General features: G+C 62.5%; 16 protein-coding genes and 1 tRNA gene. 8 read left to right on the top strand and 9 right to left on the bottom strand.

Features of this window, described 5'->3' with window-relative positions:
• The first annotated feature begins 128 nt into the window (after window positions 1-128).
• Complete coding sequence (locus tag ACZK3J_RS08070) at window positions 129-263, top strand: hypothetical protein (RefSeq protein ID WP_478476736.1); 135 nt, start codon at window positions 129-131, stop codon at window positions 261-263.
• A gap of 46 nt (window positions 264-309) precedes the next feature.
• Here ACZK3J_RS08070 and ACZK3J_RS08065 read toward each other — a convergent pair whose 3' ends face one another.
• Window positions 310-675: a DUF6164 family protein gene (locus ACZK3J_RS08065; protein WP_132809777.1), complete on the bottom strand. Its 366-nt coding sequence runs from the start codon at window positions 673-675 to the stop codon at window positions 310-312.
• A gap of 70 nt (window positions 676-745) precedes the next feature.
• Between ACZK3J_RS08065 and ACZK3J_RS08060 the strand changes: the two genes are divergently transcribed.
• Both ACZK3J_RS08060 and ACZK3J_RS08055 read left to right on the top strand, forming a co-directional pair.
• Complete coding sequence (locus ACZK3J_RS08060; protein WP_049421508.1) at window positions 746-1,180, top strand: FKBP-type peptidyl-prolyl cis-trans isomerase; 435 nt, start codon at window positions 746-748, stop codon at window positions 1,178-1,180.
• Window positions 1,167-2,414, top strand: a complete 1,248-nt coding sequence (locus ACZK3J_RS08055; protein ID WP_478476734.1) for a TIGR03862 family flavoprotein — start codon at window positions 1,167-1,169, stop codon at window positions 2,412-2,414. Before ACZK3J_RS08060 ends, ACZK3J_RS08055 begins: the two co-directional genes overlap by 14 nt.
• 36 nt (window positions 2,415-2,450) lie before the next feature.
• Here the strand turns inward: ACZK3J_RS08055 and ACZK3J_RS08050 are convergent, their stop codons facing one another.
• The 5 genes from ACZK3J_RS08050 to ACZK3J_RS08030 form a co-directional block, all read right to left on the bottom strand.
• Window positions 2,451-3,413 carry an IS110 family transposase gene (locus ACZK3J_RS08050; RefSeq protein WP_478476732.1) on the bottom strand — a complete coding sequence of 321 codons (963 nt, stop codon included), beginning with the start codon at window positions 3,411-3,413 and terminating at the stop codon, window positions 2,451-2,453.
• Window positions 3,414-3,726: 313 nt separating this feature from the next.
• Window positions 3,727-4,188, bottom strand: a complete 462-nt coding sequence (locus tag ACZK3J_RS08045; protein WP_049461935.1) for a GNAT family N-acetyltransferase — start codon at window positions 4,186-4,188, stop codon at window positions 3,727-3,729.
• Between the two features lie 160 nt (window positions 4,189-4,348).
• Entirely contained in the window at window positions 4,349-5,971 is a 1,623-nt protein-coding gene (locus ACZK3J_RS08040) for an FMN-binding glutamate synthase family protein (protein ID WP_049420983.1), read from the bottom strand.
• A 55-nt stretch (window positions 5,972-6,026) separates the two neighbouring features.
• Window positions 6,027-7,313, bottom strand: a complete 1,287-nt coding sequence (locus ACZK3J_RS08035) for a nucleotide sugar dehydrogenase (RefSeq protein WP_049461936.1) — start codon at window positions 7,311-7,313, stop codon at window positions 6,027-6,029.
• Between the two features lie 142 nt (window positions 7,314-7,455).
• Window positions 7,456-7,890 carry a BLUF domain-containing protein gene (locus tag ACZK3J_RS08030; protein WP_032128935.1) on the bottom strand — a complete coding sequence of 145 codons (435 nt, stop codon included), beginning with the start codon at window positions 7,888-7,890 and terminating at the stop codon, window positions 7,456-7,458.
• A 130-nt stretch (window positions 7,891-8,020) separates the two neighbouring features.
• On the opposite strand from ACZK3J_RS08030, the gene ACZK3J_RS08025 reads away from it, so the two are divergent.
• From ACZK3J_RS08025 to ACZK3J_RS08005, 5 genes are all read left to right on the top strand, one after another.
• Window positions 8,021-8,107 (top strand) — tRNA-Leu (locus ACZK3J_RS08025).
• 1,771 nt (window positions 8,108-9,878) lie between these two features.
• The gene (locus tag ACZK3J_RS08020) at window positions 9,879-10,040 is read left to right on the top strand and encodes a hypothetical protein (RefSeq protein ID WP_157805894.1); all 162 of its coding nucleotides are present in this window, start codon (window positions 9,879-9,881) and stop codon (window positions 10,038-10,040) included.
• Between the two features lie 93 nt (window positions 10,041-10,133).
• Entirely contained in the window at window positions 10,134-10,427 is a 294-nt protein-coding gene (locus tag ACZK3J_RS08015) for a hypothetical protein (protein WP_134950612.1), read from the top strand.
• A 157-nt stretch (window positions 10,428-10,584) separates the two neighbouring features.
• Window positions 10,585-12,702: a peptidase domain-containing ABC transporter gene (locus ACZK3J_RS08010; RefSeq protein ID WP_149908622.1), complete on the top strand. Its 2,118-nt coding sequence runs from the start codon at window positions 10,585-10,587 to the stop codon at window positions 12,700-12,702.
• The gene (locus ACZK3J_RS08005; RefSeq protein ID WP_049461940.1) at window positions 12,699-13,943 is read left to right on the top strand and encodes an HlyD family secretion protein; all 1,245 of its coding nucleotides are present in this window, start codon (window positions 12,699-12,701) and stop codon (window positions 13,941-13,943) included. Before ACZK3J_RS08010 ends, ACZK3J_RS08005 begins: the two co-directional genes overlap by 4 nt.
• On the opposite strand, the gene ACZK3J_RS08000 is transcribed toward ACZK3J_RS08005, so the two are convergent.
• From ACZK3J_RS08000 to ACZK3J_RS07990, 3 genes are all read right to left on the bottom strand, one after another.
• Window positions 13,867-14,622: a phage tail protein gene (locus tag ACZK3J_RS08000; protein ID WP_223224655.1), complete on the bottom strand. Its 756-nt coding sequence runs from the start codon at window positions 14,620-14,622 to the stop codon at window positions 13,867-13,869. The two genes, ACZK3J_RS08005 and ACZK3J_RS08000, sit on opposite strands and share 77 nt — an antisense overlap.
• Before the next feature lie 389 nt (window positions 14,623-15,011).
• On the bottom strand, window positions 15,012-16,421 hold the full coding sequence (gene hemN / locus ACZK3J_RS07995; protein ID WP_132809774.1) for an oxygen-independent coproporphyrinogen III oxidase: 1,410 nt from the start codon (window positions 16,419-16,421) through the stop codon (window positions 15,012-15,014).
• A gap of 44 nt (window positions 16,422-16,465) precedes the next feature.
• Window positions 16,466-16,906, bottom strand: a complete 441-nt coding sequence (locus tag ACZK3J_RS07990) for a group III truncated hemoglobin (protein WP_049399954.1) — start codon at window positions 16,904-16,906, stop codon at window positions 16,466-16,468.
• Between the last annotated feature and the right edge of the window lie 35 nt (window positions 16,907-16,941).

The raw sequence follows: 16,941 nt of genomic DNA, 5'->3' as shown, positions 1-16,941 counted from the left end.
AGCGCCTCCCGCCCGCACGGACAGTTTCAGGGGTCAGAGCCCTCTGCGCGGCAGAGGGATCCGACCCCGGCAGGCACCCGGAATCTGTCAGAGGCGGGGCGGTGTGGGCAGGCGGGACCGTTGGCGCCATGGATGGCGCCATCGAGCCCCCATGGACGGGTTTACGGCGTGTCCCGCCTGCCCGCACCGCCCTGCCCACCACGGATTGCCTGCTGTTGCTGTTGCTGTTGCTGTTGCTGTTGCTGTTGCTGTTGCTGTTGTAGTTGCCCTGGCATCGGCGGGTGCCGGGTGCAACCCGGCCGAAACCCCTTATCCCCGCAACAGCACGAACGGCAGCAGCACCAGCGCCGCCGCACCGGCCATCGCCACCAGCACCAGCACCACATATACCGGCCGGCGCCGGAACAGGCTACCGAAGGTCTCCGCCGTCCCCTCGCGCAACGCCTGCTCGCGCTCGGCACGGATGCGTGGCCCGCGTTCGGCCTGGTACTCGGCCATCAGCGCCTTTGCACGCGGATGATCGGCGTCCTCGCGCAGCCACAGGCCGCCGTTGGAAATGCCCCAGGGGCTGGGTTCGGTGCGATACCAGGCGATGCCGTGCTGGTCGAGCAGCGTGCAGACATCGGCGTATTCGTCGTCGCCGACATTGCGCAGATTGAGCAGGAGTTTTGCCATGCCCCCATGATACCCGGCGCCGATGCGCTACCCTTGCCGCCCTCGCCCTGCGCCCTTCCGGAGACGCCCGATGCGCCGCCTGCTGCTTCCCCTGCTGCTGTCCCTCGCCGCCGTTGGCTGCTCGACCGAACCGTCCGGCCCACCGCCGGGTGGCACCCTGACCACCTTCGAGCGCATCGATACCGTCCCGGGTACCGGCGCCGAAGCCGTTGCCGGCAACAAGGTCACCGTGCACTACACCGGCTGGATCTACGACAACCGCACCGAAACCAAGCACGGCAAGACCTTCGACAGCTCGGTCAGCCGTGGCGAACCGTTCACCTTTGCGCTCGGCGCCGGCCAGGTCATCCGCGGCTGGGATGAGGGCGTGGCCGGCATGAAGGTCGGCGGCAAGCGCACGCTGATGATCCCGCCGGACTACGGCTACGGCGACCGCCGGGTTGGCCCGATCCCGGCCGGCTCGTCGCTGGTGTTCGATGTCGAGCTGCTCGATGTCAAACCGTAATACCGCAACGCCTCCACGGGTCGCCGTCATCGGCGGCGGCCCGGCCGGCCTGTTCGCCGCCGAGCGCCTGCGCGCCGCTGGGCTGCAGGTGGACCTGTACGAGGCCAAGGGTTCGCCCGGCCGCAAGTTCCTGATCGCCGGCAAGGGCGGGCTCAACCTCACCCATTCCGATCCGCGGCCGCTGTTCGACAGCCGCTACCGCGAGCAGGCCTCTACCGTGGGACGCTGGCTGGACGGCTTCGACGCGCAGGCGCTGCGCGACTGGGCTGCCGGCTTTGGCGTGGAGACCTATGTGGGCAGCTCCGGCCGCGTGTTCCCGGTCGACCGCAAGGCAGCCCCACTGCTGCGCGGCTGGGTGCGCCGCCTGAAAGATCAGGGTGTGCGCCTGCACGCCAACCACCGCTGGATCGGATGGAGCGACGACGGCGCCCTGCGATTTGAAACCGAAGACGGCGCCGTTGAAGTGCATGCCGATGCTACCGTGCTGGCCATGGGCGGCGGCAGCTGGCCGCAGCTGGGCAGCGACGGCGCCTGGGTCTCGCCACTGCAGGCACGTGGCGTGGACATCGCACCGCTGCAGTCGGCCAACTGCGGTTTCGACGTGGACTGGACGCCGTTCTTCGCCGAGCGCAATGCCGGCGCACCGTTGAAGCCGGTGGTCGCGCACTGGCTGGACCTGGCGGGACAACCGCAGTCGCTGCAGGGCGAATGCGTGGCCAGCGAGTACGGCATCGAAGGCAGCCTGATCTACGCGTTGGCCGCAGACCTGCGCGAGACCATCAACCGCGATGGCCACGCGATGCTGTGGCTGGACCTGGTGCCGGGCCGCGATGAAGCACGCCTGCTGGCCGACCTGTCACGCCCTCGCAAGGGTCGCAGCTTCGGCGAGCACCTGCGCCGCCAGGCCGGCCTGGATGCAGTGAAAGCCGCACTGGTGTTCGAGATGCTGGGCAAGGAAGCGGGCAACGATCTGCCTGCCGTGGCAGCTACGCTCAAGCGCCTGCCCCTGCGCCTGCTGCGCCCCCGGCCGATGGCCGAGGTGATCAGCACCGCCGGTGGCGTGCGCCTGGATGCACTGGATGATGGCCTGATGCTGCGGGCAGTGCCCGGCGTGTTCTGTGCCGGCGAGATGCTGGACTGGGAGGCGCCGACAGGTGGCTACCTGCTGACCGCGTGCTACGCCAGTGGCCTGCGTGCTGCGGAAGGCGTGATCGGGTGGCTGGCGGCGCGGTGACACCTGCGTTGTAGAGTCGAGATCCTATGTTCGTGGTCAAGCCTGCTGGAAGCAGGCTTGACCCACCTTCAGCATGGCCGGATCGAAGTCCCGGCCGCTTTTGAAGACACCCCAGGCGATCCTGGCCAGCTTTCTGGCCAGGATGTTGAAGACGGCGGTGCTGGGGTGACCGCGTTTTGACAGCTCGTCGTAGAGCGGTTGCCCCCGACGACACCGCTTGAGCCCCATTGCGGCCATGTAGAGCATCTGGCGCAGCACTGGCGCGCCCTGTTTGGACAGCCGACGCCGTCCCGTTCTTCCGCCAGACTCGTTGGGCCGGGGATCCAGGCCCGTGCAGGCGATCCACGCGTTGGCGTTGGCCAACGGCCAGCGCGTCATGTAGTAAATCAGGTGAGCGGCGACGGCAGGGCCGATACCAGGGATGGTCAACAGGCGCTTGTAGAGCGCGCCATGCTCTCCATCGCGACCCAAGCGCTGCAGTTCGCTTTCCAGCTCGGACAGCGTCCCAGCCAGAGCGCAGAACAGATCTGACAGCTCCCCGGGGGCACTTTTGCTTACCCCGAAGGATTGCTCCAGGCGCGCGCGTGTCTTTACCAGCGTCTGCCGCTTGCGCAGCAAATCGTGCATCTGTTGCTGCTCGTCGGTACGCGGTACGTATTCACGCAGGCGATCGTTCTCCTTCTTCACGTACCGGGCGATCGCTTCGGCGTCCATGGCGTCCGTCTTGCCACGCGAGCCCGTCGCCCGGCTGTAGTGCTTGATCAGACGTGGATTGATCACATAGACAACGTGGCCTGCCTGGCCAGCCATCCGAGCCAACAACTCGTAGTACCGCCCCGTCGCCTCCATGCCAATCCGGCATCGCTGGGGCAAGGTGTTGAGCCACTGGGCTATGCCGGCCCGGGTGTTAGCGATCCTGTCGCCGGCCTTGCGGTCGGCCACTGCCGGTACGAACTCCTTGGAGTCCACGTCCACGCCAATATCGAGAGAATCAGACATTTGTACGGCTCCCAGCTATCTTTAAGGGGCTGGGGTGGTACCGCACCGACGTTAGCTTGCCTACATCGACGATCCCCTTTGGGGGCCGTACGATCCTTTATCGACGTTCGTGTGCGGGATGGGGATCGCTCGACTCGTCTGTCGGCTAGTATCCGCAGATGCATGCTTGACGGTCCCTCCACCCTGGCTCCTACATACCGCGTAGGAGCCGGGAGGAACATACAAGCCATGCTCGACTGCTTTTGATTCAGGCGATAGAGCAGTCGAGCATGGCTCGACTCTACAAAAACCATCGAGCAAGCTCGACGCTACATCACCACGGCCGGCGCATGCTCACCGAGGCCAGCGCCACGCCGCTGGGATGCGGATAGGTCTCTTCGCGCACGCTGACAAAGCCCTGCCGTTGATAGAACGGCACGGCGTTGAGCGAGGCCGACAGCACTACCTCACGATCACGATCGGCCATCGCCAGCAGGCGCTGCATCAGCGCCTGGCCGATGCCCTTGCCGCCGCGATCCGGATCGACGAACAACGCATCAACCTCGTTGGCATCGGTATCAAACACGCCGAACCCGAGCAGGACACCCTGCCCGTCCTCGGCCACCACGCAACCACCCTGCCCCAGCAGCCTCGCGTACTGCAGCGGCGGTGGCGAGGCCGACCACGGCGCGATGACCTCCGGCGGGTAGTGGCTGCAGCAGGTCTCGCGCACGCAGCGCGTACGCAGGGCCCACAGCCTGGCCACATCATCCATGGTGCCGGTCCTGAACTGCATGACGCCTCCTTGTAGAGCCGAGCCCATGCTCGGCTGTTCTTCGTTCCAACATCGCGATGTCTGATTGAAAGGCAGTCGAGCAAGACTCGACTCTACAGAATCGTTAATCTCGACGCCTGATCGAAAGGCAATCGAGCATGGCTCGACGCTACAGCAACGGTTACCGCGACTTGCTGGCGCGCAGCGCCTGGATCTTCGGCGGCGGCTGGAACGAGTCGCTGCGTGCATCGGCCCAGAACGCATGGAACACCGCATGGTCGGGCACCTTGTGCAGCAGTTCGCCTGGTTCCAGGTAGCGGTACAGCGAGGCCAGCGAACGGATTTCCACCGGTGAGACGCGGCGCAGGATGTGCTCCGGCCCCAGCTCGGCAGGATCGTTCAGGCCCGCCGCACACAGCAGCTCCTTCAGGGCGTGCAGCGTGTGCTCGTGGTAACTGTACACACGGGTGGCCTTGTCCGGTGCATCCAGATGCTTCCAGCGTGCAGGGTCCTGGGTCGCGATGCCGGTCGGGCACTTGTCGGTATGGCAGCTCAGTGATTGGATGCAGCCCAGCGCGAACATGAAGCCTCGGCCGGCATTGCACCAGTCAGCCCCCAGCGCGATGGTCCGCGCGATGTCGAACGCGCTGGTGATCTTGCCGGCCGCACCGATGCGGATGCGATCGCGCAGATCCAGGCCGACCAGGGTGTTGTGCACCAACAGCAGCGCTTCGTGCATCGGCACGCCGACATGGTCGACGAACTCCGCCGGTGCCGCACCCGTGCCACCCTCGGCGCCGTCGACCACGATGAAGTCCGGCAGCAGCCCGGTTTCCTGCATCGCCTTGGCAATGCCGAACCACTCCCACGGGTGGCCGATGGCCAGCTTGAAACCGACCGGCTTGCCACCGGACAGTTCGCGCAGGCGCGCAACGAACTGCAACAGCTCGACCGGCGTCGAGAACGCTGAGTGGCGCGACGGCGACACGCAGTCCACACCCATCGGCACGCCACGCGTCACCGAGATCTCGGCGGTCACCTTTGGCGCCGGCAGCACACCACCGTGGCCGGGCTTGGCGCCCTGCGACAACTTGATCTCGATCATCTTGACCTGATCATGGGTGGCATTGGCAACGAAGCGTTCCTCGCTGAAACCGCCCTTCTCGTCACGGCAACCGAAGTAGCCCGAGCCGATCTCCCACACCAGGTCGCCGCCCATCTCGCGGTGGTAGGGCGAGATCGAACCTTCGCCGGTGTCGTGATAGAAGCCACCGCGGCGTGCGCCTTCGTTCAGCGCGCGGATGGCATTGGCCGACAGCGAACCGAAGCTCATCGCCGAGATGTTGAACACGCTGGCCGAATAAGGCTTGGCACAGTTCGGGCCGATCAACACACGGAAGTCATGCTTGGCGATGGCAGTCGGTGCCAGCGAATGGTTGATCCACTCGTAATCCACCGCATAGGTGCTGCGCAGGGTGCCGAACGGCACCGTGTCCATCTCGTTCTTGGCGCGCTGGTAGATCAGTGCACGCTGCTGGCGCGAGAACGGCACGTCTTCCAGGTCGCTCTGCACGAAGTACTGGCGGATCTCCGGGCCGATCGATTCCAGCCCGTAGCGGAAGTGCGCCATCACCGGATAGTTGCGGCGCAGCGTGCTGCGCTTCTGCAGCAGGTCCCAGGTCCCCAGCGCCACCATCGCGGCAGTCAGGCCGACGCCCCAATACCAGGCCGGCCAGATCGTGGCCAGCCACAGGCATATCGGGAACATCAGGATGGCGAGCAGGTAGACGATATACCGGTGCATGGCTTTCCTCGGTTGCAACTGCCCCCGAGTCTACCGCGCCGCCCGCTGCCAAGGCTTACAAGCGATCGTCAACCACGTTGCGCGGCCAGGCCGATTTCACGTCGTAGACCAGGCCTCCCGGCGCCAGCAGCCCCCGGATTGCGGATTCATCCATCGCCTTGAAACGGGCGTGGGCCACTGCCAGCACCACCGCGTCATAGCACCCCGCCCCGGGATCGGCCAGCCAATCCAGGCCCTCGCCGGTCAGCGCCGCCGGGCCGACCCAGGGGTCGCTGACCTCCACCTGCGCACCGGCATCACGCAGGCGTTGCGCCAGTTCCAGCGCGCGGCTGTTGCGCAGGTCCGGGCAATCCTCCTTGAAGGTCACGCCCAGCACCAGGATGCGTGCGTCCGCCGGCGCACAGCCACGCTCGGCCAGCATCGCCAGCACCCGCGCCGCCACGTGCTCGCCGACGCGGTTGTTGACCTGTCGTGCGGTGTGGATCAGGTCCGGGTGATAGCCCACGCTCTCGGACTTGTGCAGCAGATAGTACGGGTCCACGCCGATGCAATGGCCGCCGACCAGCCCCGGCCGGAACGGCAGGAAATTCCACTTGCTGCCGGCGGCGTCCAGTACGTCCTGGGTATCGATGCCCAGCCTGTCGAAGATCAGGGCCAGCTCGTTGACCAGCGCAATGTTGACGTCGCGCTGGATGTTCTCGACCACCTTGGCCGCTTCGGCCACCCGCATCGACGGTGCCGGGAAGGTACCGGCGGCGATGATGCGCTGGTACAGACCATCAATCACCGCAGCAACTTCCGGTGTCGAGCCGGAAGTGATCTTGCGGATGTCGGCCAGGCGCCGCTGGCGGTCGCCGGGGCTGACCCGTTCCGGGCTGTAGCCGCAATAGAAGTCTTCGTTGAAGCGCAGGCCCGAACCCTGCTCCAGCAGCGGCACGCACACTTCCTCGGTGGTACCGGGGTAGACCGTGGACTCGTAGATCACCAGGTCGCCGGCGCGAAGATGACTGGCAATCAGCCGTGTCGCCGAACGCAGGGGCTCCAGGTCGGGCTGCTCGTAAGCATCGATCGGGGTCGGCACGGTGACGATGTAGACGTTGCAGGCATCGAGCAGTGCCGGATCGCTGCCGTACTGCAGCAGCTGCGCACTGGCCAGCTCGTCGGATTCCATTTCCAGCGTGTGGTCCTGGCCGTTGCGCAGCTCGGCGATGCGACCGGCATCGATATCGAAACCCAACGTCGGCCACTGCCGGCCAAACGCCACCGCCAACGGCAGGCCGACGTAGCCCAGGCCGATCACCGCAAACCGGGGTGCGCTGGCCGCCGCTACCGGCGCACTCATCGGCACATCCCGCGCAACGGATGCGATCGCACATACGCTGCCATGGCCTCGGCCAACACACTCATCTGCTGCACCACTCCGGAAAACCTGCGCCAGAAAGGCTACAGCCTACCGGCCCCGGCGCCCTGCCGCCAAGGCGGGCTCAGGACCCCAACGCCACCGCGGCCGGTTCCAGTTCGCCGTCGGCGCCGGTCCAGGCCTGCAGCAGGCGCTCGAATCCACCGCTGCCAAGCAGGAAGCCGGGCCACGCGGCGTCGACGATCTGTGCCAGCAGCTCCGGTTCGATCCGCCGCGTGCCCATCGACCAGCGCGGAAATGCGCGCTGCACCACGGGGGCACGGCACAACACTTTCAGCTGCCCGTGGCTGCGCGCATTGAGGATGCGCTGGAACACCGAATCGATGCCGTCCTCCGGGCCCTCGAGATACTGCAGGAAGCGCGCTCCGTCGAACATCAGCACACCGGTGACACCGGCCACACGATTGAATGCCGTGGCGTCGGCCAGCAGGCGGTCAAGATCGGTTGTCTGCAGATCGGCGCGGGCCTCACTGGCATAGGCAATCGCGTGCAGCGACATCAGGTGGCTCCCCCCTGGGAACGATGGCAGGGACTATGACATGAATGCGATCGACAGTTAAGCACGCCGCGGCCATGATGCAATCCGGTTGCGGAACCGCAGGTGGGCTACAATCGGCGCCGCGCTGCAGGCCCGGATGGCGAAACTGGTAGACGCATCGGACTTAAAATCCGCCGGGGGCAACCCCATGCCGGTTCGATTCCGGCTCCGGGCACCAGCGCATGTTTTGGGGAGCCTACGTGTTCGCTACGATTCACCCCGAATCGGCACGCAATCAGGCACTTAGGTTGATCGAGTTCTTCGCGATCACCACGATTCGCCCGGACTTGCCCGGCCACTCTCCCCAAATTTTCCCCATATGATGCAGCCATGGCCAGCATCCAACGATCAGGGAACAAGTGGCACGTGCTGGTGTGTATCGTCGGCGTTCGTGACTCCACTACAAAGCACACGAAGCAGGAAGCTGCCAAGTGGGCTTTAGAACGAGAGGCCGAGCTGCGAGGTGGGAAGCTTCCGGACAAATCTCTGCGCGAAGCCATGCGCCACTAAGTCAAGGAGAAAGCGCCCAAGAGAACTGGCGAGCGATGGGAGTCGGTCCGCATCGCGACTTGGGAGATCTCTGCCGCTCTTGGACCGGCGCATCGCGGTAGTCGACAGTTCGGACATCATCGCTTGGCGAGATACCAGGCTTAGGCAGGTCAAGCCGGGGACGGTTGCTCGTGAAATGAACCTGATGCGGCCTGTGTTCGAGACTACGCCCCGGGAATGGAAGTGGATCAAGTAAAGCGCCATGTCGGACGTTCGCTGGCCACAGCAGCAGAAAGGCCGGTCACGACGCGTATCTCCAGCTTAGCAAGAACGGCGACGCGAGAGACGTACCGCTTAGTCGGCGGGCCTGCGAGGCTCTGAAGACACTACCCCTCGGCTTCGGGCCCATCTCCAGATCACGTCAGGCGTTCGTGATGCGCTCTGGCGGAAGGTCCGCGACTCAGCGGGCGATCGGGAAGTGCATTTCCACGACAGCCGTGCAGAGGCTATCTGGAGGCTATCGAAGAAGCTCGACATCCTGCAGCTGGCCAGAATCACCGAACATCGAGACCTCAAGTCTTTGATGCTCTACTACCACGAGCCAGCTTCTGAGATCGCCCGCAGTTGGGGGGATGACCACATCCCATCCGGCCTCCCAGGTGCAGGCAAACAACCAGACACGCAGCTAGACCGTTACGGGTGCGCGGAAATGGAGGTGGCAAGACGGTGTCACCAGGGAAAATCTGTCTAGCTCGATTGGGTTCCTAACCAATGCAGGGAGATTGCCGCTCACCTCTGACAGGACCACCAAGGGAACGACAAGCCGATAACGCCGATCCCGGGAGTTAGGCCCCCAACGGCAAACCGGGCAAACACCAGTTGTAGATGTCACTTGAGCCAACAACTGCAACAAATTGCAAAAAAAACGATGCCCACAACTTCCACTCCCCATTGCGGATACAAAGCGAGGACTGCCAAGACCAGCGTTGCATCGCACAAAGGGCGAGGCACAAAAAATTCTTGCCAAGCACAGCCCCTTCCTCTCCATCCCCATCTCCATCTCCATCTCCATCTCCATCTCCAGATCGAAACCCGGAACACCTAAGAAAACACTTGACTCCAAGCCCCCCCATGTTTACCTCCAATCCAAGCCAACCCTTCGCTAGATTGATAAATCAGCCCTTGGGTAGCATTGCGCAAGAATGAGACGGAGCAAGGAGTCGTCGGAAGCCCCGACACCCAGGCGCAGGGAATTGCGCCAACACAGGAGAGTGAAGCAATGCATACGTTGACGAATGAACAGGTTCTAAGCGTTTCCGGCGGAATGGGAAGTACGACAAAGACGATTATCGCAGGGACGTTCGTGGCGTCCCCGGTAGTAGGCGCAATGCTTCTGCTCGGTTACTACGCAAACAATCAATGCTAATCATCCAGTGACCCCACATCAAAAGGACGTGCCCATGAACAATGAAGTTATCGAACTCGACATGAATGAAGTCGAGCAAGTTTCCGGCGGCAACCCGCTGGTAGTAGCCGGCACCGTTGGCGCAGTATTGGCCTTTGCCTATCAGGTAGGGAAAGATATGGCGGCGCGTGACGCTCTCCAGTGCCCTGCTCGCTAATTTGGCTTAACCAGTAGTACTTTGCAAAAAAAACGTCAGCGCCTTTTCGAGGGCGCTGACGCTATGAGGCGTAAGCACACCACTGGAGACACCATGAAAGAGGCCCCTCTCTCTGCAGGATCAAGTGCGCATCGCGAGATAGCGATATTGAGTGTTTTTGCGCTGATCATTTTGGGCTTATCCGTCAGCGCCACTTTCTTTATCGGTGCTTTCCTTTGCGTAGCTTTCATTGGCCTAAAGGATCGCAAAGCTATCACCATTTATGCGGCACTTTGCTTGGGATTTTTGGCACTGGTCGGCGCGTACCATGTCGGGAAAGATATGGCGAAGAGAGATGCAGCAACCTCATCATCGGAAATGTGTCCTGCAAAAGCGCAATCATCCTGATATAAATTGCAGGACCCTCCAGCACAAGGGAGTAGCGATCACACGCGCCGCGATGGATAGATGATCAGGTGCGAGGCATCGTTCATTCCGAGTTATAACGGTGACGCCTGCGGCAGTCACGCCTCACTCGCAAAACCGAAATAAAGACGGAGCACGCATGGACGCCATTGTGCAATCCGAAGCTGCGGAGTGCGGCCTTGCTTGCTTGGCCATGGTCGCCTCCCACCATGGCAATCGCATAGGTCTACGTGAGCTTCGCCGGCAGCATTCGCTATCTCTCAAAGGCGCAACGCTTTCGCAGCTGATGGACATCGCCGCGAAGATGGGTTTCATGTGCCGTCCACTGCGATTGGATTTGGAGCATTTGGCAGAACTGAAGCTCCCGTGCATTCTGCATTGGGACCTCAATCACTTCGTTGTGCTCACGCGCGTCCACAAGCGCCACGTTACGGTCCTTGATCCGGCACTTGGAAAACGCGTTCTGGCCTTGGCTGATTTTTCGCAGCACTTCACGGGAATTGCTTTGGAGCTCAGCCCTGGTGCTGATATGCGTCCATCTGCGCCGCCACCCGCGATCGCAATCTCACAATTGACCGGCAGAGTCAGTGGTCTATGGCGTGCACTTGGACTCATTCTTCTTCTATCGCTGGCGTTGCAGGTCTTTGTGCTGCTGGCCCCATTCTTCATGCAGTGGGTCGTCGATCAGGTGTTGATCGCGGCCGATCGTGATCTGCTGACGGTCCTCGGCATCGGGTTTGGGTTTGCACTGCTACTGCAGATCGGTATTGGAGTGGTGCGGGGGTGGGCTGTCATCCATCTCTCCAATCGGCTCGGCCTGCAATGGACAGGAAACGTGTTTAGCCATCTGATTCGGCTCCCAGTTGATTTTTACGAGAAGCGTCACCTGGGTGATATCACCTCACGCATGGGCAGCGTGCAGGCCATCCAACGAACCCTTACGACAAGCTTTGTGGAAGCATTGATTGATGGCGTCATGGCAATCGTTACGCTTGGCATGATGCTACTTTACAGCTGGAAGCTTGCCTTGGTGACGCTGCTCGCCGTCGGCCTCTACCTGTCTGCACGCGCCTTGGCATTTCGCGCGTTTCGCAACGGTACTGAGCGGCAACTGATCGCATCGGCCCATCAGCAAAGTCATCTAATGGAGTCAATTCGCGGTGTGCAGTCCATCAAGATTGCAGGCAGAGAAACGCTACGTAGCTCGGGCTACTACAACCTGATGAATGAAACGATCAATCGCGATGTTTGGCTCGCGCGATTTGGGCTGGCGTTCAACAGCACCAGTCAGCTCATTTTTGGCATGGAGCGTATCGCGGTCGTCTGGATCGGCGCAGTCTTGGCGATGCAGAACATTTTCTCTGTTGGCATGCTCATCGCCTACCTTGCCTATAAGGACCAGTTTGCTCAAAGGATTGGCGGTCTGATCGACAAATGGATGGAATTCCGAATGCTGCGACTGCATGGAGAGCGCTTGTCTGACATTGTACTGACCGAGCCTGAAGCTACCGGAGAGCGGTCTTGCGGACAGGACTTGCCTGCGGAGCTACGCATAGAGGTGGAAGGCCTGGGCTTTCGATACGCATCGGGAGAGCCCTGGGTACTCCGCAATTGCAACCTGACGATCGGCCCCGGAGAGTCGGTGGCGATTATTGGAGCATCTGGGTGCGGGAAGACCACACTACTGAAGCTGTTGCTTGGGCTGCTAACGCCAACCGAAGGGCAGATCCGGATAGGAGGTATTCCCATGCATAAAATAGGAATGGAGCACTATCGTCGCGTCATTGGGGCCGTAATGCAGGACGATCAACTCTTTGCAGGAAGCATCAGCGATAACATCAGCTTTGAGAACGAAAACGTAGACGAAGATCGCATCATGGAAGCTGCCAGACTCGCAGCGGTTCATGACGACATAGCAGCAATGCCTATGGGATACAACAGCTTGATTGCTGATATGGGCACCTCCTTGTCTGGTGGACAGAAGCAACGGGTGATCCTGGCGCGAGCCTTGTACCGGAAACCCCAGCTATTGTTCTTGGACGAGGCCACCAGCCACCTTGACGTGGAGCGCGAACGCCTGGTCAACGATGCGGTGCGTCAGCTCGACCTGACGCGCGTCATCATCGCGCATCGTCCGGAGACGATTGCCAGCGCCGATCGAGTGCTGGTCATGCATGCCGGCGCTATTGTTCGCGAACTGTGCTCTTCGACAAGCCGAGAGTGCGAACAGTCAGTGACCACTGAAGTGCTTGCATGAACGGGCTGTTTCGCCGGGAAGTCCTTGAAGCGAAGCGAGGAAATTGGCTTGGAAGCATCTCACTTGCTCAGCCCATAAGGTTGTGGGTGCTCGCAGCCTTGGCGGCCACCTCTGCTGCCGTCGTGCTGGGCTTCTTCACCTTTGGAGAGTACACCCGACGTTCCAGGGTGGAAGGTGAGCTGATTCCGGATCTCGGCTTATCCACCGTGGTAGCACCTTCTGCAGGTGTTGTCGCCACTCTGCATGCAGAAGAAGGCGACCACGTCCAACAGCAGGCCGCACTGCTCTTGATCAACGTGCCGCGAGTCACTGCAGCTGGCGACGATGCACTTAAGGTCATGCGTGATGGGCAAGAAACTCGGGCCGTGAGCCTGGGCACGCTTCAGGACGCGCAGGATAGACAATTGCAGGTTCAGCAGCGTGGTATTGAGCAGCAACGCGACGCATTGCGTAGCGAGTTAAAGCAAATCGAAGGCGAAATCCACACTCGTGGGGAGCAGGTGCGCATTGGCCAGGAAACCGTTCAGCGCTTCCGCCAAGTCGTCGATCAACGTTATGTCAGCCTGATACAACTTGGTCAGCAGGAGCAATCGATGCTGGACATGCTCAATGCACAGCAGTCTCTACAGCGTCAAGCAACGTCGATGCGCCGGACGCTAGCTCAACTGGACCAGTCGCTTGCGGAACTCCCCGAGCAGCGGCGTGCTGCCCGGGCTACAAGCGAACGTGACTTGGCGACGCTCAACCAGGAGTCCGTTCAGGCCGAGGCCAGCGGCGAGTTGCTGCTGCGTGCTCCGGTCTCTGGTCTCGTTGCCAGTAGGTTGGTAGAAGCGGGACAGGCGGTGCAAGTCGGCCAGCCGATTCTTAGTCTGCTGCCTGAAGGATCACAGTTGCGCGCACAATTGTTGGTCCCGAGCGCCGCAATTGGATTCGTCAAGCCCGGCGATCGCGTGCTCTTGCGTTACTTGGCCTATCCATATCAGAAATTTGGTAGTCACGAAGGTACGGTCATTCGTGTTTCTCGAAGTGCAATTGCAGCTGCCAGTTCCAAAGGGGAAGGGGGAGAACCCGTCTACCGGGTGCTTGTTTCCTTGGATAAGCAAAGTGTTCTGGCGTATGGGACACCAGAAGCGCTGCGTCCGGGAATGCGCTTGGAGGCGGACATTATGGGAGAGCGCAGGCGACTGTACGAATGGGTCCTAGAGCCACTTTACTCGGTGGTAGGAAAAGTTGGCGGTTAGGCTCCCTGACTTCGAAGCGTGATCCATTGGCCATGTAGGTAGGCAGCGGTGATCTGGGCGGGATAGCGTATGGATGCCATCTGGCCGCAGCGTCCGTTGCGGCGGAGTGAGGGGCTACCCTCACCCGAACCCCAGCGGCACCTCGGTCAGGTCCACGATGAAGATCGTGGCATTCTGCTGCCCCATTTGTCGCGCCGACCACCGGGAACATGTTGGAGATCATGGTCTGCTGAACCGTCTGCAGCCGGGAAATGAAGATCCGGTTGTCGCTCGTCATGTGGAAGTCTCCCGCTCGCCGCTCGTTCGGCGGCGTGGCGCGCAGCAGGTCTCCGACCTCCATCGTGGGCGGCACCACGTCCAGCGTAAGGCTATTCCCACTGGCGACACTGATCCGGCCGGAGTTCCGGCGGCCGGCGCGGTTGGCGTCGGCCACCTGGATCACGTCGCCCGGCATGCAGTTCAGGGCATCCAGCCCGACCTCGAACGTGACTATCTCCGTCTCCAGGTTCTCGCTGTAGAGGATATGGTTGCCTATCCGGCGCGCAATCAGGTTTGGGATCTTCGCCGCTGCCGACGGAGCCAAGATCAACCAAGCCCGTGCATCGGCACAGATGATGGCGCAGGAATGGCCAGAGGTCGCACATTCCGTGGCGCCTGGAGACTCGTTCGAACAGACCATCCAGGAAATGGCCGAGGTACTGCAGTGGCTTGAGTACCCGTCGCACCCGCGCAAGCCCGGCGCAGCTTCCAGCATCTTGAGCTCGGCTGAGGAGGCGCCATGATCGAACCTACTGTTCCGGGCCCGTCAATTACAGTCCTGGCCGCGATGATCGAGGGCGAGCGCTGGCTCAGTGCAGATTCCTGTGCAGTCCTATTGGGCCTGACGACGCCGGAGGCAAGGCCCAATGGGCGGGGCTTCCTCGAAAGGTTGGCTTGCCGCCCCAGCTTCCCTGCCCCACTCCAGATCGGAAACGAGAAAAGTGGAAGAGGTCCGAGGTCCTACGTTGGGCCGATGACGAGAAGAGGAGTGGCGGCTAGACTGGCGTCGCCAGCACGTTGCCCCCTGAATCAGATCGCCCGCGAGTAACGCGGTTGCTCATGTGCTGCACGCAGATACGGGTCAAAGCACATCGCCAGCAACCGCAGCAGCGGTCGCCCGGGTTCGCTGGCACGCACCACGCCATCGCGGTATTCGGCCAGGCCGTCTTCCTGCAGCCGCTGTACCGAACGCAGGTCCTCGGCAAAGTACTGCTCGAAATCCACGCCGTGACGCTGCCCCAGCAGCACGCCATCCACCTCGCCCTGGCACATCAGCTGCTGGATCAGTTCCGCGCGCAACTGGTCGTCGGCACTCAACGCCACGCCGCGCCAGACCGGCAACTGACCCTGGTCCACCGCGTCCTCCCACGACGGCAGGTCGCGCGGATTCTGGCTGTAGGTGGCACCGATGTGGCTGATCGCACTCACGCCCAGGCCGAGCAGATCGGTATCGGCGTGGGTGGTATAGCCCATGAAGTTGCGATGCAGCTGGCCGGCGCGTTGTGCGCGCGACAGATCCTCTTCCGGCAACGCAAAGTGATCCATGCCGATGTACTGGTAGCCCGCCGCGGAGAGCTTCTCCACCGCCAGGCCCAGCAGCGCCAGCTTGTCTTCCGGTGACGGCAAGCGGCTTTCGTCGATCTGCTTCTGCGCGCGGAACAGATGCGGCAGATGCGCGTAGCCGTAGACCGCCAGACGGTCCGGGCGCAGCGCCAGCACCAGCTCGAGGGTGCGACCGAAGCCTTCCAGGCTCTGTCCCGGCAACCCATAGATCAGATCGACGTTGACCGAACGCATGCCGCTGTCGCGGCAGGCGCGCAGGATGTCCAGCGTCTGCTGCACGCCCTGCACGCGGTTGATCGATTCCTGCACCTGCGGATCGAAATCCTGCACGCCCAGGCTGGCCCGGTTGAACCCCAGCCGCGCCAGCATGGCGACGTCGCGGGTGTCGATGAAGCGCGGATCGAGTTCGATCGAGAAATCGCGCTGCGGCGAATCACTGAAATCGAAGCGCCGGCGCAATCCTTCCACCAGCGTGGTCATCGCTTCGGCATCGAGGAAGTTCGGCGTACCACCGCCCAGGTGCAGCTGGATCACCTCACGGCCGTCATCGAACTGCGGCGCCAGCAGGTCGGCCTCGGCCAGCACGCGTGAGACGTAGCTGTGGCCACGACCGCGATCACGGGTGATCACCCGGTTGCAGCCGCAGTAGAAGCAGGGGCTGGAACAGAACGGCACATGCACGTACAACGACAGCGCGCGGGCCAGCTGGTTGCTGTCGGCGATCGCCTGGCGCAGCGCCGGCGCGTCGAAGCCATCATGGAAATGCGGCGCGGTCGGGTACGAGGTGTAGCGCGGGCCCGGCCGGTCGTGCCGGCGCAGAAGATCGGGGTCGAAGGTCCAGGCCAGGCCACCGGCGGCGGGAGAGAACGTGTCCATGCCGCCAGCATCGCGCCGGGCGGCCCGCGCCGCCTTGACCCAGATCAATCCTTGCCGGGGATCCCCAGCACCGGCAGGCCGACCTGCGGCCAGCGCAGCATCTGGTAGCGCTTCCAGAAGGTGTCACCGATGCGCGCGGCCACGTCGTTGGCCAGCTCCTGCATCGGCGGGTTGTTGCATTCGGCGGTGGTGATCCGGAACAGCACCAGCCAGCGGTCGAACAGGTCCTTGTCCAGCTCGATGGCCATGTGCTTGGACATCGGCGAGCCCTTGAACCGGCGGGTGCCGCGCAGCATCGCCGACCAGAAGTCGACCAGCTGCGCCAGGTGCTCGGGCCAATCGTGGACGTGCGCGCCGAACACCGGCCCCAGCCGCTCTTCCTCGCGCACGCGCGCATAGAAGTCGTGAACCAGGCGGGTCACTTCCTGCTCGGTGCACAACTCGGGCGAGGCGACGGGGAGGACAGGCGGCGGTGTTGCGTTCATCGGGGTACCCAAAGCGTGCCGGCAGTGTGCCGCAG

It is taken from the genome of Stenotrophomonas sp. 86428_Sma (assembly GCF_056481585.1).
This window is presented reverse-complemented; position numbering and strand designations above follow the sequence as displayed.

Bases quoted from the DNA above. Each gene is read 5' to 3' on its own strand.
- ACZK3J_RS08070 (WP_478476736.1), top strand. From the start codon at position 129: ATGGATGGCGCCATCGAGCCCCCATGGACGGGTTTACGGCGTGTCCCG.
- ACZK3J_RS08065 (WP_132809777.1), bottom strand. From the start codon at position 675: ATGGCAAAACTCCTGCTCAATCTGCGCAATGTCGGCGACGACGAATAC.
- ACZK3J_RS08060 (WP_049421508.1), top strand. From the start codon at position 746: ATGCGCCGCCTGCTGCTTCCCCTGCTGCTGTCCCTCGCCGCCGTTGGC.
- ACZK3J_RS08055 (WP_478476734.1), top strand. From the start codon at position 1,167: ATGTCAAACCGTAATACCGCAACGCCTCCACGGGTCGCCGTCATCGGC.
- ACZK3J_RS08050 (WP_478476732.1), bottom strand. From the start codon at position 3,413: ATGTCTGATTCTCTCGATATTGGCGTGGACGTGGACTCCAAGGAGTTC.
- ACZK3J_RS08045 (WP_049461935.1), bottom strand. From the start codon at position 4,188: ATGCAGTTCAGGACCGGCACCATGGATGATGTGGCCAGGCTGTGGGCC.
- ACZK3J_RS08040 (WP_049420983.1), bottom strand. From the start codon at position 5,971: ATGCACCGGTATATCGTCTACCTGCTCGCCATCCTGATGTTCCCGATA.
- ACZK3J_RS08035 (WP_049461936.1), bottom strand. From the start codon at position 7,313: ATGAGTGCGCCGGTAGCGGCGGCCAGCGCACCCCGGTTTGCGGTGATC.
- ACZK3J_RS08030 (WP_032128935.1), bottom strand. From the start codon at position 7,890: ATGTCGCTGCACGCGATTGCCTATGCCAGTGAGGCCCGCGCCGATCTG.
- ACZK3J_RS08020 (WP_157805894.1), top strand. From the start codon at position 9,879: ATGAACAATGAAGTTATCGAACTCGACATGAATGAAGTCGAGCAAGTT.
- ACZK3J_RS08015 (WP_134950612.1), top strand. From the start codon at position 10,134: ATGAAAGAGGCCCCTCTCTCTGCAGGATCAAGTGCGCATCGCGAGATA.
- ACZK3J_RS08010 (WP_149908622.1), top strand. From the start codon at position 10,585: ATGGACGCCATTGTGCAATCCGAAGCTGCGGAGTGCGGCCTTGCTTGC.
- ACZK3J_RS08005 (WP_049461940.1), top strand. From the start codon at position 12,699: ATGAACGGGCTGTTTCGCCGGGAAGTCCTTGAAGCGAAGCGAGGAAAT.
- ACZK3J_RS08000 (WP_223224655.1), bottom strand. From the start codon at position 14,622: ATGGTCTGTTCGAACGAGTCTCCAGGCGCCACGGAATGTGCGACCTCT.
- hemN (WP_132809774.1), bottom strand. From the start codon at position 16,421: ATGGACACGTTCTCTCCCGCCGCCGGTGGCCTGGCCTGGACCTTCGAC.
- ACZK3J_RS07990 (WP_049399954.1), bottom strand. From the start codon at position 16,906: ATGAACGCAACACCGCCGCCTGTCCTCCCCGTCGCCTCGCCCGAGTTG.